The 19,650-nt window shown below is 56.8% G+C and carries 17 protein-coding genes; 12 read left to right on the forward strand and 5 right to left on the reverse strand.

The window, feature by feature from the left end; all coding sequences use genetic code 11:
- The first annotated feature begins 209 nt into the window (after window positions 1–209).
- The 5 genes from AC2CGP_RS02285 to AC2CGP_RS02305 all read left to right on the forward strand — a co-directional run bounded on the left by AC2CGP_RS02285 (window position 210) and on the right by AC2CGP_RS02305 (window position 5,987).
- The gene (locus AC2CGP_RS02285; protein WP_047077605.1) at window positions 210–1,256 is read left to right on the forward strand and encodes a LacI family DNA-binding transcriptional regulator; all 1,047 of its coding nucleotides are present in this window, start codon (window positions 210–212) and stop codon (window positions 1,254–1,256) included.
- A gap of 144 nt (window positions 1,257–1,400) precedes the next feature.
- Window positions 1,401–2,708: an MFS transporter gene (locus AC2CGP_RS02290; RefSeq protein WP_045366126.1), complete on the forward strand. Its 1,308-nt coding sequence runs from the start codon at window positions 1,401–1,403 to the stop codon at window positions 2,706–2,708.
- Window positions 2,709–2,725: 17 nt separating this feature from the next.
- Entirely contained in the window at window positions 2,726–3,490 is a 765-nt protein-coding gene (locus tag AC2CGP_RS02295; protein ID WP_015705502.1) for an SDR family NAD(P)-dependent oxidoreductase, read from the forward strand.
- A 45-nt stretch (window positions 3,491–3,535) separates the two neighbouring features.
- On the forward strand, window positions 3,536–3,949 hold the full coding sequence (locus tag AC2CGP_RS02300) for an RbsD/FucU domain-containing protein (RefSeq protein ID WP_407248884.1): 414 nt from the start codon (window positions 3,536–3,538) through the stop codon (window positions 3,947–3,949).
- Between the two features lie 322 nt (window positions 3,950–4,271).
- Complete coding sequence (locus AC2CGP_RS02305) at window positions 4,272–5,987, forward strand: ABC-F family ATP-binding cassette domain-containing protein (protein WP_407248883.1); 1,716 nt, start codon at window positions 4,272–4,274, stop codon at window positions 5,985–5,987.
- Between the two features lie 45 nt (window positions 5,988–6,032).
- Here AC2CGP_RS02305 and AC2CGP_RS02310 read toward each other — a convergent pair whose 3' ends face one another.
- A complete protein-coding gene (locus tag AC2CGP_RS02310; protein WP_026612297.1) occupies window positions 6,033–6,974 on the reverse strand; it encodes a bifunctional helix-turn-helix transcriptional regulator/GNAT family N-acetyltransferase in 942 nt (313 codons plus the stop codon).
- 250 nt (window positions 6,975–7,224) lie between these two features.
- Between AC2CGP_RS02310 and adhP the strand changes: the two genes are divergently transcribed.
- From adhP to AC2CGP_RS02345, 7 genes are all read left to right on the forward strand, one after another.
- Entirely contained in the window at window positions 7,225–8,235 is a 1,011-nt protein-coding gene (gene adhP, locus AC2CGP_RS02315) for an alcohol dehydrogenase AdhP (protein WP_015366486.1), read from the forward strand.
- Window positions 8,236–8,393: 158 nt separating this feature from the next.
- The gene (locus AC2CGP_RS02320) at window positions 8,394–10,016 is read left to right on the forward strand and encodes a TIGR04028 family ABC transporter substrate-binding protein (protein ID WP_086557377.1); all 1,623 of its coding nucleotides are present in this window, start codon (window positions 8,394–8,396) and stop codon (window positions 10,014–10,016) included.
- Between the two features lie 9 nt (window positions 10,017–10,025).
- A complete protein-coding gene (locus tag AC2CGP_RS02325; protein WP_032711700.1) occupies window positions 10,026–10,970 on the forward strand; it encodes an ABC transporter permease in 945 nt (314 codons plus the stop codon).
- Window positions 10,967–11,818, forward strand: coding sequence for an ABC transporter permease (locus tag AC2CGP_RS02330; RefSeq protein WP_015366483.1), 852 nt, complete (start codon window positions 10,967–10,969; stop codon window positions 11,816–11,818). The genes AC2CGP_RS02325 and AC2CGP_RS02330 overlap by 4 nt, the downstream gene beginning before the upstream one ends.
- Window positions 11,815–13,416, forward strand: a complete 1,602-nt coding sequence (locus AC2CGP_RS02335; RefSeq protein WP_058674235.1) for a dipeptide ABC transporter ATP-binding protein — start codon at window positions 11,815–11,817, stop codon at window positions 13,414–13,416. Before AC2CGP_RS02330 ends, AC2CGP_RS02335 begins: the two co-directional genes overlap by 4 nt.
- Window positions 13,413–14,402, forward strand: coding sequence for a putative FMN-dependent luciferase-like monooxygenase (locus tag AC2CGP_RS02340; RefSeq protein ID WP_213706558.1), 990 nt, complete (start codon window positions 13,413–13,415; stop codon window positions 14,400–14,402). The genes AC2CGP_RS02335 and AC2CGP_RS02340 overlap by 4 nt, the downstream gene beginning before the upstream one ends.
- Before the next feature lie 9 nt (window positions 14,403–14,411).
- Window positions 14,412–15,503, forward strand: a complete 1,092-nt coding sequence (locus tag AC2CGP_RS02345; protein ID WP_484502243.1) for an alkylhydroperoxidase domain protein — start codon at window positions 14,412–14,414, stop codon at window positions 15,501–15,503.
- On the opposite strand, the gene araJ is transcribed toward AC2CGP_RS02345, so the two are convergent.
- The 4 genes from araJ to livM form a co-directional block, all read right to left on the reverse strand.
- On the reverse strand, window positions 15,504–16,685 hold the full coding sequence (gene araJ / locus AC2CGP_RS02350; RefSeq protein WP_484502244.1) for an MFS transporter AraJ: 1,182 nt from the start codon (window positions 16,683–16,685) through the stop codon (window positions 15,504–15,506).
- Window positions 16,686–16,769: 84 nt separating this feature from the next.
- A complete protein-coding gene (locus tag AC2CGP_RS02355) occupies window positions 16,770–17,486 on the reverse strand; it encodes an ABC transporter ATP-binding protein (RefSeq protein ID WP_213759303.1) in 717 nt (238 codons plus the stop codon).
- Window positions 17,486–18,358, reverse strand: coding sequence for an ABC transporter ATP-binding protein (locus AC2CGP_RS02360; protein ID WP_213759304.1), 873 nt, complete (start codon window positions 18,356–18,358; stop codon window positions 17,486–17,488). The genes AC2CGP_RS02355 and AC2CGP_RS02360 overlap by 1 nt, the downstream gene beginning before the upstream one ends.
- Entirely contained in the window at window positions 18,355–19,641 is a 1,287-nt protein-coding gene (livM, locus tag AC2CGP_RS02365) for a high-affinity branched-chain amino acid ABC transporter permease LivM (RefSeq protein ID WP_484502245.1), read from the reverse strand. The genes AC2CGP_RS02360 and livM overlap by 4 nt, the downstream gene beginning before the upstream one ends.
- Window positions 19,642–19,650 lie beyond the last annotated feature (9 nt).

Genomic DNA, 19,650 nt, shown 5'->3' on the forward strand with positions numbered 1-19,650 from the left:
CCCGTTTTTTTATCCCCGCCCTTTGCCGTTATTTATTCCCCTTTGTTTACTAAACACCTGCCGATCCTTACGAGGCGCTTCACAGATGCTTTATTTCACTCGCTTGCCGGGAGGTAAAAACCTTGCCCGCCTGTTCGCTCACCGATAAATTAGCAAACAGATACCGCGGCGCTGAAATAAGCGCGCAGCAGAAAACAGAAGGTTTAAGTATGGCGAATATTCGTGATGTCGCCCGGCGGGCTGGAGTTTCAATTAGTAGCGTGTCCAACGTACTTAATAATCGCACGCAACAGATGCGCGAAGAGACCCGACAGCGGATAGTCAAAACGATGGCTGAGCTAAATTACCGCCCTGCGCGTTGCGCTCCGCCGGTCGCCGATTCAGCAACCAAAATGCTCGGCCTGATGGTACCGTCTATCGTCAATCCCAGCTTTTCAGCGCTGGCGCATGAACTGGATACTGCGGCACGCGCGTTTCGCCACCGGCTGTTATTAGGCATTTGCTGCCGCGATGCCGACGAGGAGTCAGCCTTTATCGCGGATATGTTCTCCCACGGCGTGCGCGGGTTGATAGTTGCCGCCAGCGACGTACGCAAAACCCACTTTGTACGCGCAGCGGAACAAGGCATGACCATTATTAGCTATGACAACCGGCTGGCCGAAAGCGTCCCGCCTCGGGCGCGCTACTTCGATAGTGTCTCAATGGACAACGTTGAAGCAGGACGTCTGGCGGCGCAACATCTGCTGGACAACGGTTGCCGTAATATCGTCTTTGCCACCGAAAGCGGGTTAACGCTGGGACGCAGCCATAAAATCCTCGGCTTTCAGTCCGCGCTTTGCCAAAGCGCTACAGCGGCCAGAGGCGTGGTGATAGAAGGCAAAGGCAATCGGGAATTCGGCGACGCCGAGATGTTCGAACTGGGCGTAAGCCTGGCGCAAAAAATTAGCGCCTTAACGCCGCGAGTGGATGGCGTGGTAGCGATTAACGATGCTTTAGCCATCGGCCTGATGGTTGGGCTACGCGCGCAGGGCCTGAAAATAGCGGAAGATATTTCGGTGATTGGCATCGATAACATCTCCCTGTCGGCGTTATCGTCACCGGGCCTCACCTCGGTAATGGCCCCGCTTTCGGCAATGGCGTCGATGATGGTTGAGCGGCTTGTCCAGAGAATTGCTGAGCCGGGATTACAAACCGACGAATTTATCTTTGCACCGGAAGTGATACAGCGTCAGTCGGTAAAAATAAAGCAACCCTAGTTGTTTTTATAAATAAATAGCATGGTGCAGATAATAGTTATTATCTGCAGGGAGACCTATACCCTATTACATTCAAAACGAATATTAATGTCGGGATTTCCATCCCATTCTTTTGTACTTTAACGAGTATAACCGGAAATAATGATGAACCTACAATCTGCGCAATATATAGAAAAGAGCGCCATTAAGAAATTGACATGGCATATTGTCCCATTAATGATATTGCTTTATTTTCTGGCTTTTCTTGACCGTAATAATATGGCCTACGCCGCAATGGCGCTGGAAGATAGCCTTGGCCTGACGGCCACCGCCTTTGGCTTTGCTTCGGGAATATTTTTCATCGGTTATTTTATGTTTGAAATTCCCAGCAACGCCGGCACGATTAAGTTCGGTCCGCGGCTGTGGTTCGCGCGTATTCTGATCACCTGGGGAATATTTGCCACTTTGATGGGGTTCGTCAGAACGCCGACCGAACTCTATATCTGTCGTTTTATGCTTGGCGTGTGCGAAGCCGGTTTCTTCCCTTCAGTGGTGTACTACTTCACGATCTTTTTTCCGCCAGCCTGGCGGACCAAAATTCTCGGCATGTTCATTATTGTCCAGCCGCTATCCAACGCCGTGGGTTCACCGATTTCAGGCTTAATTCTGCATATCGATAACGGCTGGTTTGGCCTTGAATCCTGGCAGTGGTTATTTATCCTCGAAGGTATTCCGCCGATCGTTATCGGCCTGTTCATCCCTTTTATTATTAAGAATTCACCGCAAGAAGTCGGCTATCTCAACGCTGAAGAAAAGGCGTGGTTAATGAGTAGTACGAACCGTTCAAAATCAGGGAGTAAAGTCTCGCTGGCTGAGTTCGCCAGCGGTATTAAAAATCCCAAATACCTGCTTTATGCGCTGCTGAATTTCGGGATGGTTTGTGGGATTTACGGCTTCGGGATGTGGCTACCGTCGATTATTACCGCTATTTCCGGCGATGATATTCTTCGCGTAAGCCTGATTGCCCTTATCCCCTACGGCCTGGCGGCGCTACTGGTTTATCCATGGAGTATGCTGGCCAGTAAAACACGCAAAATCGCCGTTTTTGCCGGTATCAGTATGGTCGTCGCCGCATTAGGGCTCGCCGGCGCGGTGGTGTTCTTTAAGTTCAACGTCGCGATTTCACTCTCATTCCTGACCATTGCCGCCATTGGTATCTATACCGCGGTACCGTGTTTCTTATCGATGCCTGCCAACGTCTCGGCAGGCGCAGCGACGGCCGCGGGTCTCGCCGTGGTGAGCTGCATCGGCAACCTGGGCGGCTTCGTCGCCCCTTACGTGGTCGGCCTCCTTAACGACTTCAGCCACAGCAGCACGCCGGGCCTGATATTCCTCGCCATGTGCCTGCTGATCACCGGCCTGATTTGCATTTTCTACTGCGCCAGACAGCGCGAAGGCGTCATTCAATCCTGAAAATTTAAGGAAACATCATGGGAACTCTTATTGGAAAAAAAGCATTTATCACCGGCTCTGAACAAGGTATCGGCTGGGCTACGGCGGAAAAACTGATTCTGGCGGGATGCGATGTCTTTTTGCACTACCACAGCGGTGAAGAAGGCCCGCAAAAGTTGGCGGCTATCGCCAGCGCGCGAGGGCAAAAAGCGGCCTGGCGCTATGCGGACTTGATTGACACTGAGGACGCGACCGCCTGCGTGCAGGCCGCCGCGGAATTCCTCGGCGGTATCGATATCCTGGTGAATAACGTCGGCGGTATCGTCGGGCGTAAGTGGCTTGGCGAAATTGACCGTCAGTTCTGGCAAACGGTGTTAGACGTCAATATGACCACCATGCTTAACGTCACCCAGGCGGCGCTTCCCTGGCTTAAATCGGCAACGGATGGCGCCAGCATCATTAACCTCGCCTCGCTGGCTGGGCGCTCCGGGGGGCATGCCGGTTCTCTCGCCTATTCAACCACAAAAGGGGCCATCCTGACCTGGACACGCTCGCTGGCGGCTGAACTGGGCGAGCACGGCGTGCGCGTCAATGCGGTTGCGCCGGGGCTTATTCTCGGCACCCGTTTTCATAACCGCCACACCACACAGGCTTCGGCTGACGAAACCATCCGGCAAATTCCGCTTCAGCGCGCGGGAACGCCCGATGACGTCGCCCGCGCCATCACTTTCCTTGCCGGCGAGTATGACGGATTTATCTCCGGCGCCACTATCGATATTAACGGCGGAATTTATCGCATGTAATGCAAACCGGGCGGCCAGAAATCGCCGCCCGCCAGGGAGTACCTGATGATCAAATTCGAAATTATCCATCCGCAACTGCTGGCTGCTCTGGCGTGCTGCGGCCATAAATCACAAATTCTCATCGCGGATAGCAATTTTGCCTGTCGCGTTAATGCCAATGCCGAAGCCACGTTGATTCAGCTCAACCTGGCTCCGGGCATGGTACCGGCAACTTATATCGTCGAAAAACTGCTTACCTGCGTTAATGTCGAACACGCGACGCTGATGGCATCACCAGCGGAATTCACTAACACCATCGCCAGTGAATACCGGGAGCTTCTACCGACAAACTGCCCGCTTGAATATGTCGAACGCGAAGCTTTCTACGCAAAGTCCCGGCTGCCATTGACCCAACTGGTCATCGCTTCCGGCGAACAGCGTCGTTTTGCCAACCTACTACTCACCGTGGCTCCGGCCTAATCGTCATACCCGCCGCCGATAAGACCGGCGGCGCGATCCTCAATGCTGGTATCTGGTCAAAAGACAATTTAGCCACTACACTCCCTGCATCCATCAACCTACTGAAAAAATAAGGAGGATCCCCATGCTGTACTGTGAACTGTTTAATGTTTCACATACATTTGGCGATCGCATCAGCTCAAGCGTTATCGGTATCGTGCTGCGATAACTTTAGCTTGAGCGAAGAAGCCAACGACTAAATCCCTTCCTCGGGCTTACCGGGTTATCGTCAGCGATGTTTGACGAGGCATTCTCATGCCTGTAACTCTTGAGTAAGTTCACAATGAGCACACTTTTAAGCGCACAATCTCTCCACGTTGATACGGCCTTTGGCCCACTTTTCAACGACCTCTCCTTTACCCTGAAAAAAGGCGATCGCATTGGCCTGATTGGCTATAACGGTTGCGGGAAAAGCACGCTATTGCAGGTGCTGGACGGCACTCTCACGCCGAATTCTGGCAGCGTATCGCGGGCTAATCACTGCCTGCTGGCGCGCGTAGAACAACATCTGCCTGACGCCCTACTCAGCCAACCGCTATTGCAGGTGGTACTGGAAAAACTGGCGCCTGGCGAACGGGATTCGCTGCGCTGGCAAGCGGAGCGACTGCTCGCTGAAATGGGTTTTACCATTCAACAGACCCAACAGCAAGCCGCCACCCTGAGCGGCGGACAACATACTCGTCTGTTGCTCGCCCGCGCGTTGATCCAACAACCCGATTTGCTGTTGCTGGATGAGCCAGGCAACCATCTCGATCTGCCGACCCTGCTGTGGCTGGAAAGCTTCTTGCAAACCTGGCAGGGGAGCTTCGTGGTGGTGTCGCACGATAACCTTTTACTGGATGCTGTAACTAATACCAGTTGGATTTTACGTGATAACACGCTGCACGCTTTCTCACTACCCTGCAGCGCCGCCCGTCAGGCGCTGCAGGAGCAAGATGCAAGCGATGCTCTGCGCCACAAAGCGGAACAAAAGGAGATCGACCGCGTCGCTGCCAGCGCCAAACGGCTGGCCATCTGGGGTCGGGTTTACGACAACGAAGATCTGGCGCGTAAAGCCAAGCAGATGGAAAAGCAGGTTTCACGCCTGAAGGATAGCCAGACGGAACTCACCGCCGGCACGCCGTGGCGTCTTGAGGTGCATGGCGACGCCGTTCGCGCCGACCGTCTGCTGGAGATGGAAAATCTCCCCGTGCCGCCGGCGCCCGGTCTCCCCGCCCTGTTCACCACCGGTCTGGCGCGGCTGCAAAGCGGCGACCGGGTAGCGATAATGGGGCGCAACGGCGGTGGGAAATCGTCGCTGCTGCGCCTGTTATGGCGGCAAATGCAGCAACCGGCTAGCGAAGCCGGGCTGCGTTTACATCCTCGACTACATTCGGGTTATTACGATCAAACCCTGCATCAACTGGCGGATGAGGCCAGCCTGCTGGAGGCGCTGGAGCCCTTTGAGCCTTCGCCGGAAACGCGCAAGCGGGCGCTGATTTCCGCCGGCTTCGGCTGGGCGCGACACGGGCAGAAAGTCAGCACCCTCAGCGGCGGCGAACGTTCACGGCTGCTGTTTGTCGGCCTGTCGCTAGCGAGCTATAGCCTGCTGCTGCTCGATGAACCCACCAACCATCTGGATATGGAGGGAAAAGAGGCGCTGGCAGCGACGTTGCGGGAGTATCCCGGGGGCCTGCTGCTGGTTAGCCACGATCGACAGCTCATCAGCCAGAGCTGTAACCGCTTCTGGTTAATTGATGAAAACGGGTTAAGCGAGTGGCACGACGTCGACGAGGTGTACGCCCGTCTGCGCGGCAACGAGCGCCTTCAGAGCCCGGCGACGCAAACGCCGCCGCAGTCGCCGCCCGTCGACGACCTGCAAGAGGATTTGCTGGAACGTCTGGTGATGCTGGAACAGCTATTGGCGGACGATCTGCAGCGTAAGCCGAAGCATCAGAAGCCGCAGCTACAGGCGCTGTGGCGTCAGGAGATTGAGGAGATAAATACCCATCTGAGTTAAATGCCTATGCCACCGGAGCGTCAGCGCCCCGGTGGCATAACAGCTTTAGCGGCGGGTAAACTGCTGCTCAAGCATGGTCTTCCCCCATTGATCGCCCTGCCACTCTTTACTCAGCGTAAACCCAAAGGATTCATATAATTTACGCGCCGCCTGCAAGCCGCTAAACGTCCATAGCTGAACCGCATCGAAGCGCTGATTATCACAAAAGTTGATAGCTTCAGTCAGCAAGCGGCGCCCCACGCCGCTGCCCCGACAGCCATCGCCGAGAATAAACCAACGTAGATGCGCTTCATTATTCCCGAGGTCTTCGCCATCAATGGCGACAGAGCCGACGATGACGCCATTTTTGACCGCCAGCCAAATCTGGTTACGTTGATTGTTCAGCCTGCCAGAAAATTCAGCCAGACCGCTGGCGACTTTACCTTCAAAAAAATGCCCGAAGCCGTAATGACGGGCGTAATACTCACCGTGCATTTGCGCAATGCGGCCAATCATTCCCGGCTGATAGCCGGTAACTATCGTGATGTCGTTTGGTCTGCTCGTGACCGGCTGCTGACGACAGCGCTCAAGCGCCCACGAATAGGCCGTCAACCCCTCGGCAACGATCTGCTGCTGTGCGCTATCCAAATGCGCCAGCGCCTCAATCACCCGCATGGCGCCGTACTCATGAATGCGGGCGACCGTCGCCTGCCCTTTGGTTGTCAATGAGAGTTGTTTAAAACGCCCGTCATCACCACAACCATTTTCCTCTATCTCGTTAGCGGTCTGCAGGCGCGATAACATTCGGCTGACGCTCGATTTGTCCAGCCCCAATACCTGCACCAGTTGCGCGGCGGTCATCGCGCCATGAGTAGAAATCTCCAGCAGCGCATGCACCGCTGAAGGTGAATAGTCGGTCGCCGCCAGCGTGCTGTTCATAAAGCCGAGCTCGCGCACCATCAATCGTGATGCGGAACGAATTTGATTGATAAGTAAAGTGTCAGGCATGGTAATATCCGCGAAAGGTAGTTGCACAATACAACCATTATCAACACGCTCTGTCAATGGCCCTGGCATACTCCGCTCCTTTCGGGTTGCGCCCCCTAAAATTGGTATAAACGGATGAATATTGTGCCAAATATGCGGCAAATCCCCCCATTCCCAACCATACCGCTTGTAATTAGCGACATAAGATCTAATCCTTAATGAGTATTATTTTCGCTGTTAGCACCTTCGTATCATTAACAAGGAGAAACGCATGAAAGCTGCTGTAGTCACCCACGACCACCAGATTGATGTAACCGATAAAAAGTTACGCCCGCTGGAGCATGGCGAAGCGCTGCTGAAAATGGAATGCTGCGGGGTCTGCCACACTGACCTGCACGTGAAAAACGGCGATTTCGGCGATAAAACCGGCGTCATTCTCGGCCATGAGGGCATCGGCATCGTGGAAAAAGTCGGCCCTGGCGTGACGTCGCTGAAGCCGGGCGATCGCGCCAGCGTGGCGTGGTTCTTTGAAGGTTGCGGCCACTGCGAATACTGTAACAGCGGCAACGAAACCCTGTGCCGCTCGGTGAAAAATGCCGGTTATACCGTCGATGGCGGAATGGCCGAAGAGTGCATCGTCACCGCTGATTACGCGGTCAAAGTGCCGGATGGACTGGATTCCGCCGCCGCCAGCAGCATCACCTGCGCCGGCGTCACCACCTATAAAGCGGTGAAGGTCTCACACATCAAGCCCGGCCAGTGGATTGCCATTTATGGCCTCGGCGGCCTGGGTAACCTGGCGCTGCAATATGCCAAAAACGTCTTTAATGCCAAAGTGATCGCCGTTGACGTCAACGACGGGCAGTTGGAGCTTGCCGCCTCGATGGGCGCCGACCTGACGGTAAATTCCCGCAACGAAGACGCCGCCAAAATCATTCAGGAGAAAACCGGCGGCGCCCACGCGGCCGTGGTTACCGCGGTTGCTAAAGCGGCATTTAACTCTGCCGTGGATGCGGTTCGCGCCGGCGGCCGCGTCGTCGCCGTTGGCCTACCGCCGGAAGCGATGAGCCTCGATATTCCGCGTCTGGTGCTGGACGGGATTGAAGTAGTAGGTTCGCTGGTAGGTACCCGTCAGGATCTGATTGAAGCCTTCCAGTTTGCCGCCGAAGGCAAAGTGGTGCCGAAAGTCACTCTGCGCCCGCTCGGCGATATCAACGCCATCTTTAAGGAGATGGAACAGGGTCAAATCCGCGGCCGTATGGTTATCGATTTCCGCCGTTAATTCTGTCTGACTATGCCAGACGAAAGAGCCTAACCTGCTGACTATTCCCGCATGATGGGAATAGTCAGATTTCGCAAATGCTTAGCGCAAATCGTTGGTTCCTTTGTATTCCGTCGCGCCCGATGATGGCAAGACAATAGATAACAAAGGAATTCACCATGCAAAATCGCTTTCGCCTGCCTACGCTTGCCGCCCTTTTTATTGCAGGCGCGTTTTCGGTTTCGGCGGCGCAAACGCCGATCAAAGGCGGCACCTTAATTTATCTGGAACAACAGCCGCATACTAATCTCTATCCGCCGGCCGGCGGTTTTTACCCTAACGGCGGGATCCTCAATCAGATAACCGACAAGCTAACCTGGCAAAACCCGGAAACGCTAGCTATCGAGCCGTGGATCGCCGAAAGCTGGAGTAGCAACGACGAGAAGACCGAATATACCTTTAAGCTGCGGCCTGGCGTCACCTTCTCTGACGGTACCCCACTCGATGCCAATGCGGTCGCAAAGAACTTTGATACCTACGGTTTGGGCAATAAAGCACTGCGTCTGCCGGTTTCCGAAGTGATCAACAATTACGATCGTAGTGAAGTCATCGATCCGTTGACCGTCAAATTCTACTTCAAAAAGCCCTCCCCGGGATTCCTGCAAGGTACCGCGACAATTGGCTCCGGGCTGGTTTCCCTCAGCACTCTGGCGCGGAGCTTTGAGGCGCTGGGCGATGCCCGCAATATCATCGGTTCCGGCCCCTTTACGGTAAAAGATGAAAAACCCGGACGCGAATTAACGCTGGTGGCGCGGAAAGATTATCAATGGGGGCCGAAAAATCTTGCTCAGCAAGGCCCGGCGAACCTCGACGGCATTACCTATATCGTAACGCCGGAAGATAGCGTACGTATTGGCGCGCTACTGGCGGGACAGGCCGGGTTTATTCGCCAGGTGCAGGCCTATGATGAAAAACAGGCAACCGACCAGGGCTTTAATATTTACGCCGCGCCGACGCGCGGCGTTAACGATAGCCTGAGCTTCCGTCCGGATAACCCGCTGGTTGCCGACCAGCGGGTACGCCAGGCGCTACTGCATGCTACCAACGCCAAACAGGTTGTTGAGACCCTTTTCTCGCCAAACTATCCGCAGGCAAGTTCCGTTATCGCCCGCACCGCGGCGGGATACGTCGATTTAAGCGACAAACTGGCCTTCGATCAGCAGAAAGCCAAACAGCTGCTGGATGAGGCGGGCTGGACCCCAGGCGCGGATGGTATCCGGCAAAAAGCGGGACAGCGGCTGGCGCTCACGGTCTATGAATCCCTGCCGCAGCCGCAGAACAAAGAGGTGCTACAGCTGGTTGCGCAGCAGTGGCGTCAGGTTGGCGTGGCCTTAAGCGTGAAAGCCGGCGACGCCGGCAGCCGGGTACTGGATAATCTCGACCCGCTGAAAACGCCATTAACCGTCTCTGAAGTCGGCCGCGCCGACCCGGATGTGGTGAAGAGTATGTTCTTCCCCGCCAACCGTGATGCCCTACTGCAACAGGGCGGTTCGAGCGACAAAGTTAAAACCTTCCGTGACGATAAGCTCAACGCCCTGCTAACCGCAATCTCTGCCGAAGTGGATGCGCAAAAGCGTCTGCAGTTAACTGGCGATGCGCAGCGTTATCTGCTGGACAACGCCTATGTCATTCCCATCTTTGAAGAACCGCAGGTCTTTGCCGGCGCGCCATGGGTAAAAGGCGTACGTTTTGAAGCCGTGGGACGTCCGTCGTTTTACGGCGCATGGCTGGATAAACAATAAGGGGGCGCCATGAGCCACTATCTTTGGCGACGGTTGGCACAAGGCGTGCTGGTACTGTGGGCGGCCTTCACCCTGACCTTTTTTCTGCTGCAGGTACTGCCCGGCGACGCGATTTTGATTAAGTTTCAGAACCCCGATCTGGGGCTGAGCCCGCAACAGATCGCCGAAATGCGTGTGGTCTACGGTGCTGACAGCCCGCTGTGGCAGCAATATTTCCACACCTTGTTAGCCATGCTGCAGGGGGATTTCGGCTATTCACTGCAGGCTGGACTGCCTGTTAGTTCCCTGATTGCCAGCAATTTACCCGACACGCTGGCGCTGGCGCTGCCGGCCTTCGCGCTGGCGCTTCTGCTGGCCTTTGCGATCGCTATCGCTTCGCGTTTGCCGGGGCTACGCGGTATCAGTAATCTGCTACAGTCGCTGCCGGTGCTGTTTATTTCACTGCCGACCTTCTGGCTCGGCATCGCCTTAATCCAGATCTTTTCATTCCAATTGCACTGGGTCCCGGTTATCAATCCCGGACCTCTGCAAGGCCTGGTGCTGCCGGTTATCGCGGTGGCGATACCGATTTCCGCGCCGCTGGCGCAAATTCTGTTACGCACCATGGATCACATCGCCGCACAACCCTTCGTCGCCGTTGCTCGCGCCAAGGGTATGAGCGAAACACGGGTGTTATGGCGGCATGTCACCGGCAATGCTCTGTTGCCGACATTAAACATTGCCGGCCTGCTGTTGGGAGAGCTGATCGCCGGGGCCTTAATTACCGAAACCGTTTTTGGCCGCAGTGGGCTCGGTCAACTGACGCAGCAGGCGGTGAATAATCAGGATATTGCCATTCTTCAGGCCGTGGTGATGATTTCAGCGCTGGGCTTCGTCGTCATCAATCTGCTGGTCGATCTGCTGATGCCGATGCTCGACCCGCGCTTAAAACCCCTGCGCGGAGGTGCGCTATGAGTCTGGTCGATTACGCTTCGGCGGTGCGACGCCGTCCGGTCAACTGGCGCCGTTTTTCCTTGCAGCCGGGGCTGTGGCTGGCATGGTTGGTAATGACGGTTGCGGTGCTAATGGCTTTCGCGCCGCAATGGTTCACCGAGTTTAATCCACTCGACGGCATCGCTGGCGCCCAACGTCTGGCGCCGCAGGCGGGACACTGGTTAGGTACCGACCAACTCGGTCGCGATGTGTGGAGCCGCATCGTCTACGGCGCAGGACATTCGCTTTCCGCGGCCCTGGCCGCCGTCGCCATGGGCCTGGTTTTCGGCACGGCGTTGGGCACCGTTGCCGGCGCGCTGGGCGGGCGGGTCGAAGCGGTCGTCATGCGGATTGTCGATATTCTGCTGGCGATTCCTTCGCTCCTGCTTTCGCTAACGGTAATCATACTGCTTGGTTTTGGCACTCTGAACGCCGCCATGGCGGTCGGCGTTGCCGCGATCGCCAGTTTCGCCCGACTGTCGCGCGCCGAAGTCGTGCGCATTCGTCACAGCGACTATGTCGAAGCAGCCTACGGTAGCGGGGGAACCTTTTTGGCCGTGTTCTGGCGGCATATTCTGCCTAACGCGCTTTCGCCGGTGCTGGCTTTCGCCACCCTTCAATTTGGCCAGGCTATTCTCGCCCTCTCAACCCTGAGTTTTCTCGGCTACGGCACCCCGCCGCCGGTGCCGGAATGGGGATTACTTATCGCCGAGGGGCGTAACTATCTTTCCACCGCCTGGTGGCTCACCACCTTCCCCGGAATCGCGGTTATTGCCGTGGTACTGGCAGCCAATCGTATCAGCCAACAACTCAACAGGGAGCGCCGATGAACGTGCTTAGCGTAGAAAACCTCACCATCAGCTACCGCTCTGGCGGGTTGTGGCGCGAAGTGGTTCACCGGGTCAGTTTTACGATTAAACGCGGCGAGATGCTGGCGTTCGTCGGCGAATCCGGTTCGGGAAAAACCACCACCGCCCAGGCGATTATCGGTCTGCTGGCGGAAAACGCCCGCCTCGATGCCGGGACGGTTCGTCTCAACGGTGAAGAGATTAGCCGCTGGTCAGGCAAACGGCTGGATAACCTGCGCGGGGCCAGAATCAGCCTGGTGCCGCAGGATCCCGGCAACTCGCTGAACCCGGTGCAAACCATCGGCGCGCAGGTCAGCGAAATACTCCGCCTGCATCAAAAAAGCAGTAAAACCGAGCGTCGACAGCAGGTTATCGCCCTGCTGGAAAAAGTCGGCTTAAGCCATCCAGAGCAGCGTTTCGACCAGTATCCGCACCAGCTCTCTGGTGGTATGAAGCAGCGGGTGCTGATCGCCATTGCCATCGCCCTGAAGCCGGATTTGATTATTGCCGATGAGCCGACCAGCGCGCTCGACGTGACGGTACAAAAAAGAATCCTCAATCTGCTCGATCATTTGCGCCGTGAATCCGGCACCGCGGTGCTATTTGTCACCCATGACCTCGCGCTGGCGGCGCAGCGTGCCGACCGGCTGGTGGTTTTTCGTCACGGTGAAATTCAGGAACAGGGCAATACGGGTGATGTTATTCGCACCCCGCAGCACGGCTATACCCGCCAGTTGCTGTGCGATCTGCAGGGACAGAACCTGCACTTAACCACCACGATTCGCCCGTTTGTTACGCCGGCAATTCGGGTTGAAGGCGTGAGCAAACGCTTTGCGTTAGGGGGCAGCCATCTCCAGGCGCTGGATAACGTAAGCTTTATTTTACCGCGTGGCAGTACCCATGCGCTGGTCGGCGAATCGGGTTCAGGAAAAACCACCCTCGCCCGTATCTTGCTGGGTTTTGAGCAGGCCGATAGCGGACAGGTGACCATCGACGGTATTGCCAGCGGACAATTGAGCCGCGAGGCCCAGCGGCAGCTGCGGCGCAAAATTCAGTTTGTTTATCAAAACCCTTTCGCCTCACTCGACCCTCGCCAAACCCTGTTCGACATTATCGAAGAGCCGCTGAAGAATTTTCAGCGCCTGTCCAAAGAAGCTCGGCGTCAACGGGTAGAGTCCGTCGCCGCCCGTGTCGCGCTGGCGCCGGAGCTACTCTACCGAACCGCTCGTGAGCTCTCCGGCGGCCAGCGACAGCGGATCGCTATCGCCAGGGCATTGATCCTCGACCCCACGATTCTGGTGCTCGATGAGGCCACCTCAGCGCTGGATGTCACGGTGCAGGCGCAAATTCTCGCCCTGTTGCTGCAATTACAGCAACAGCTCGGGTTGAGCTATCTGTTTATCACCCACGATCTGGCGACAGTACGCCGCATCGCCCATAGCGTGACGGTGCTACGCACCGGGCAAGTCATCGAACAGGGCGAGGTTAAGCAGTTGTTCGCCGCGCCGCAGCACGACTATACCCGCGAGCTGCTCGCCGCCATTCCTCATTATCACGCACCGAGCACGGAGGTTGCATGACGCCTAAACGCCTGGGGTTTTTTACCCGCTTACTCGACCACGCCACGCCGCAAGAGCGCTATCAACTGGCGACGGAGCAGATCCGCCACGCGGAACGGCTGGGCTTTGATAGCGCCTGGGTGGCGCAACACCATTTTCATGAAAATGAAGGCGGTTTACCGTCGCCGCTGGTGTTTCTTGCCTACGCGGCGGCGCATACGCAACGGATCCGACTCGGCACCGCCATCATTACGCTGCCGATGGAGAACCCGCTGCGTGTCGCAGAAGATGCGGCAGTACTGGATTTACTCGCAGAGGGTCGCCTGGAAGTGGGTTTTGGTTCAGGCGGGACGCCAACCTCTTTTCTCCCCTTTGGCCTGGCCTGCGAACAACGCGGCGCGGTCTTCGCCGATCATCTGCATTTGATTGAAAGCGCCTGGCGCGGCGATACGTTGGCTCATCCGGACAACCATCTTTATCCGCCCGCGCCGCAGCTGGCAAAACGGATTTGGATCGCCACCTTTTCGATTGAAGGCGCTATTCGGGCCGCGAAATCCGGCCACGGGTTGATGCTATCGCGCACACAGCCGCGTCCGCCAGGTCAAAGCGAACTGCCGCTGGATGCGATTCAGAACCCGATTATCGACGCCTACCTCGCCGCGCTGCCAGCCGGCGTGGCGCCGCGAATTCTGGCTTCCCGCACCGCGTTTATTGCCGACAGTCAGGGGTACGCGCTACAGGCCGCAGAGCCGGGATTAAGTAAACAGGCGGCAGCCCATCGCGCCGCCGGCCACGAGATTATTGGTGACACTGTCACGGATTACGCTCGCCAGCTTGATGCCCACATTGGCGATGCGCCGCATGTGCTTGCATCGCTGGCTAAAGACAGCGTGCTAGCCCGGGTGACTGACATTTCGTTTCAGGTTCATTCGGTGGAGCCATCACATCAGGACACGCTGCGTTCTATCGAACTCATCGCTAAACACATTGCCCCGCAATTCAGATAAGGAGTCGCTATGAGCTTAAGTCAGGATATTTTGGCTGAACTGGCGGAGATCGCCGCCGATTCACCGCTGGGCAAGGCCCGCGCTTTGCGCGAGGCTGCGACCCGCCACGCCCAGGGAAGTTACGAGGTGCTATTTAGCCAACAGGATGAGGATTTTCCGCTCGAGGAACGGTTCGCCATCGCCGCAAAAGTGGCCAGACTTCATCAGGCAGACGCGCTGGCGGCGCATTACGCCGGTTTCGGCATTGCCGACCCGACAACCCCACGGCTTGCCGCCGCGCTGGGGTTTGCCCGCCTGCTGACCTTTACTCCGGTGGAAGCGACGCCCGCGGCGTTACAAACGCTTAGCGACGCGGGCTGGAGCCTGCGCGGTATCGTAACGCTGGCGCAGCTTATTGCGTTTGTCAGTTTTCAAAGCCGATTGCTGAGCGGCTTGCGTTTGTTAAATGACAAACCAACCTCCGCGGCCGAGACCCCGGTGGTTGCCGGCTACTGGCACACTCATCCCCGGACGGCTAGCGGTAAACCTGCGCCGGTGGCGTTTACTCGTGATGAATTACACTGGGAACCGTGGATTGCCGATAAGCCTCTCGCTGAATTTAACGCCGCCGAGCAGGCGCTGCTGGCGCAGTTCGGCCACAGTGATTCCCCCTACTTTCGCTTACTGGCGCGCAATCAGCCGGTGCTTGAACAGCGCACGCTAACCGATAAAGGTATTTTCTATACGCCGGGCGGCCTGCCGCGCGCCGAACGTGAACTGGCGGCAACGGTGGCCAGTAAAATCAACGGCTGCATCTACTGCGCGTCGGTACACGCGCGCAAGGCGGCGCAGTTGGCAAAAGATGAGCGAGCGGTGGAGACCCTGCTGGCGGTGACGCCTGGGGAGAATCTCAGCGATGGTCAAGGGCCGCGCTGGCAGGCGGAGATTGACGCCGCCGCCGCGCTTTCCGTTACCCCGTCTGCGATAACCTCAGCGCATCTCAGCGCGCTGGAACAGCAGGGTCTGGATATCGTCGAACAGTTGGATCTGCTGCAATCGGCGGCATTCTTCGCCTGGGCTAACCGCCTGATGCTAACCCTTGGCGAACCGTGGCGGGATTAATCAGGCCTGCTCTGCCTGGGTAACGCGATGACGCGTTACCCGCCGCTGATATCGCGCATACAGCAGCAACGAGCTCATCGCCAGGAACGACAGCGCTGCCGCCGGCAGCGCCACCGAACGCCAATCTGCGCCAAAGGTAATCATCATTCCGCCGCAGTAGGCGCCTATCGCGCTGCCGAGGTTAAACGCTATTTGCCCGCCCGCCGCCCCGAGCATTTCTCCGCCTCTGGCATTTTGTAACAGTAGTATTTGCAGCGGCGCGGCGAGTGCGAAGAGCCCGGCGCAGCAGATAAACGCCAGCGCCAGCGAAGCCAGAGGCTGTATGCCGAAGGCAAAGATGAGCAGTAACGCCGCGACAATGACGCCGTTGGTCATCGCCGCAATACGCAGCGGACTGTAGCGTCCTGAGATCCTGCCGCTAAAGAGATTACCTAAAACCATCCCCAATCCCACCAGCATCATAATGAACATCATCGCCGACTCGCTAAAGCCGGAGACATTTATCATGAAGGGCTTGATATAGCTAAACCAGGCAAAAACGCCGGCATTGCCGAACATCGTGGCGGCGAAAATAAACCATGGCGCCGGGGATTTAAGGAAATGGAATTGTTCGCTGAGCCGGGTGGTGGATTTGTCATACAGCGTTGGCACCCAGCGCAGTATCGCCAAAAGCACCAGCACATCAAATAGCGCGATGGCCGTGAAGGTATAACGCCAGTTGAACTGATGGCCAAGCCAGGTGCCCGCCGGTACGCCAAGCAGGTTTGCCACCGTCATACCCGCTATCATCCCGGCGACCGCCGCGGTAACCCTGCCCGGCGAGGCGATTTTCGACAAGATAATCGCTCCGACGCCAAAATAAGCGCCGTGAGGAAAACCGGAAATAAAGCGCCCGAGCGCCAGCATGGGATAACTTGAGGAGAAGGTAAACAACGCGTTGCCTGCCACACACAGCGCCACCAAAAACAGCATCACCGATTTCAGCGAAAAACGGCTGGAAAACAACGCCATGACAGGCGCGCCAAACACCACGCCAAAGGCGTACCACGAGATCATGTTGCCGGCCGCGGGGATGGTAATGCCGACATCATGGGCGATTTCCGGCAATACACCCATGATGCCGAACTCCGCCATTCCGAGGCCAAAGGTTCCCAGCGCTAAGGAAAAAATCGTTTTCTTCATCTATTCGGTCACTTTAATGTGCGTTCACGACGCTAGTGTAACCGATTTCACACCCTGTTTTCTCCCCTTACGACCGACGACAACTTAACCCATCCCCAGATAAGCATTTCTGACTTCCGGGTTATCCAGCAACTCTGCGCCGCTACCGCTCAGACGAATTTCGCCGTTGACCAGCACATAAGCGCGGTTAGCCAGTTTCAGCGCGTGGTGCGCATTTTGTTCCACCAGCAGCAGCGTCATGCCCTGGGCGGTCAACTCGCGCAAAACGCTGAAGATCTGCTTCACCACCAGCGGCGCCAGACCCAGGCTCGGTTCGTCTAATAGCAATAGCTTTGGCCGGCTCATCAGCGCGCGGGCGATTGCCAGCATTTGCTGCTCGCCGCCGGAGAGCGTCATCGCCCGCTGCGCGCGACGCTCTTCCAGCCGTGGAAACAGCTGATACATCCGCGCCTTATCTTCATTCTGATAACGATTACCTATGGGAATAGTGCCCATCAGCAGGTTTTCTTCCACCGTCATATCGGCAAAAATACGCCGTCCTTCCGGCGCCTGAGCAATACCGTTGGTGGCGATATAGTGCGTCGACTGGCAGCTGATATCATGTCCGCGATAGATAATACTGCCATCGGTAATCCGCGGCTGGCCGAAAATCGACATCAGCAGGGTGGATTTTCCGGCGCCGTTAGCGCCGATTAACGCCACCGTTTCGCCTTCATTGACCGTTAGCGATACCGACTTCAGCGCCTGGATTTGCCCGTAATAGACGTTCACCTCGCGAAATTCCAGCAACGGTTGGCTCATCAGGCGATCTCCTGTCCATCGGTACCCAGGTATGCGGCGATCACGCTCAGGTTGGCCTGGATCTCGGCCGGGGTGCCATGAGCAATAACATCGCCGTGGTCGAGCACGATCACGCGATCGGAGATTTCCATCACCATGCTCATATCGTGTTCTATCAACAGTACGCTGACGCCATGATGTTCACGCAGAAAACGAATAATCCGGCTCAGGGCACGCGTTTCCGCCGGGTTGAGCCCGGCCGCGGGTTCGTCAAGACACAGTATTTCCGGCCCGGTACACATCGCGCGGGCGATCTCCAGCCGCCGCTGCTGGCCATAAGAGAGCGTTCCCGCCAGTCGATTGGCGCAGTCAACCATCTCCACCACTTCCAGCCAGTAAAAGGCCCGCTCTACTGCGCGGTTCTCCGCCTGGCGATAGCCGCGGGTATTCAGGATCCCGGCGATCAGATGGCGGTTAACCTGCATATGCTGGGCCACCATCAGATTTTCAATTACCGTCATTTCGCGAAACAGGCGGATATTCTGGAAGGTACGCGCCAGCCCGGCGCGGTTGACCAGATGCGCGCCGCCGAACATTTTGTAGTACATCCGCCGTCCCAGACGCGCGGGATGGAAAAAATCATCGGCATGCAGTTTCTGCCCGAGAACCTGAATCACATCGGTCATTCGTTGCCGGGCATTAAGCCGAATGGCGCCGCCGCTGGCGCGGTAAAACCCGGTCAGGCAATTGAACACCGTGGTCTTCCCCGCGCCGTTGGGGCCAATCAGGGCGGTAATCGATCCGCGTTCAACCTCAAGGTTGACATCATTCAGCGCTTTAATCCCGCCAAAATGCATCATCAGATGCTCGACCTGCAATATTGCATCGCTCATGGCGCGACTCCTTTGCGGATTTCCACCCCGGTACGCCCGGTACGCACCAGCCCGCGCGGCCGCCAGATCATCATCAGGACCATCAGCACGCCAAAGAGCAGAACCCGATATTCGTCAAAGCCGCGCAGCAGCTCCGGCGTGACAGTCAGCACGAAAGCCGCCAGCACCACACCTAATGTCGAGCCCATGCCGCCTAATACCACGATAGCGAGAATCAGCGCCGACTCGAAAAAGGTAAACGACGTCGGGTTCACGAAGCCCTGATAAGTGGCGAAAAAGACACCGGCGATGCCGGCCGTCGAGGCGCCGAGCATAAACGCGGACAGCTTAACCAGTACGTGATTCAGCCCCATCGCCCGGCAGGCGATTTCATCTTCCCGCAGCGCCTCCCAGGCCCGGCCAATCGGCATTCGGGTCAGGCGGTGCTTTATCAGCAGCACCATCATTACCACGATAAATAACACGGCATAGATAAAAATAAATTTAAGGTTGGGGTTGTAGGCGATATGCAGAAATTCATGAATCGGGGTGCCGCCCTCTTTGGCTCGCCGGGCAAACTCGAGGCCGAAGAGCGTTGGCGACGGCACCGAAACGCCGTTGGGGCCGCCGGTGAAACTTACCCAGTTGTTGAGCACCAGACGGATGATCTCGCCGAATCCGAGGGTAACAATAGCCAGGTAGTCGCCATGCATTCGTAATACCGGAAAACCCAATAATGCTCCTGCCAGCGCCGCCATCACCGCCCCCAGCGGCAGCATTGCCCAGAAACCTAAGCCAAGGTATTGATAGCCAAGCGCCAGGCCATAGGCGCCAATGGCGTAAAAGGCGACGTACCCCAAATCAAGTAACCCTGCGAGACCCACCACGATGTTTAATCCCAGCCCCAGCAGGACGTAGATAAGCCCGAGGATCGCCACGGTGAGCAGATACTTACTGGCCATTAACGGGAAAGCGATAGCCACGATCGCCAGCAGCGGCAGAACAAAACGCAGCCGACTACGATAGCCGGGGGGACGGACAAATACCCCCTGCTCATTGCCTTCAAAACGTCCGACAAACCGCTTCCCGCCGGGGGTTTGCAAAAGCAGGCTGAGCAACAGCCGCCCCGCCATCACCACCGCCACCAGCACGAAGACGCGCTGCGGGGAAAGCGTAAAACTGTACCCCTTCAGCACGATCCCCACGATCGGGCCAAAGACTATCAGCGCGCATAAACCGGCCAATACGCTATCGATAACGCTGCGCTTGACGTCGATGCCGTCTAAACGGGAAATATCGGTCATATATCCCCC

Source organism: Klebsiella sp. SYXHC3 (genome assembly GCF_057196925.1).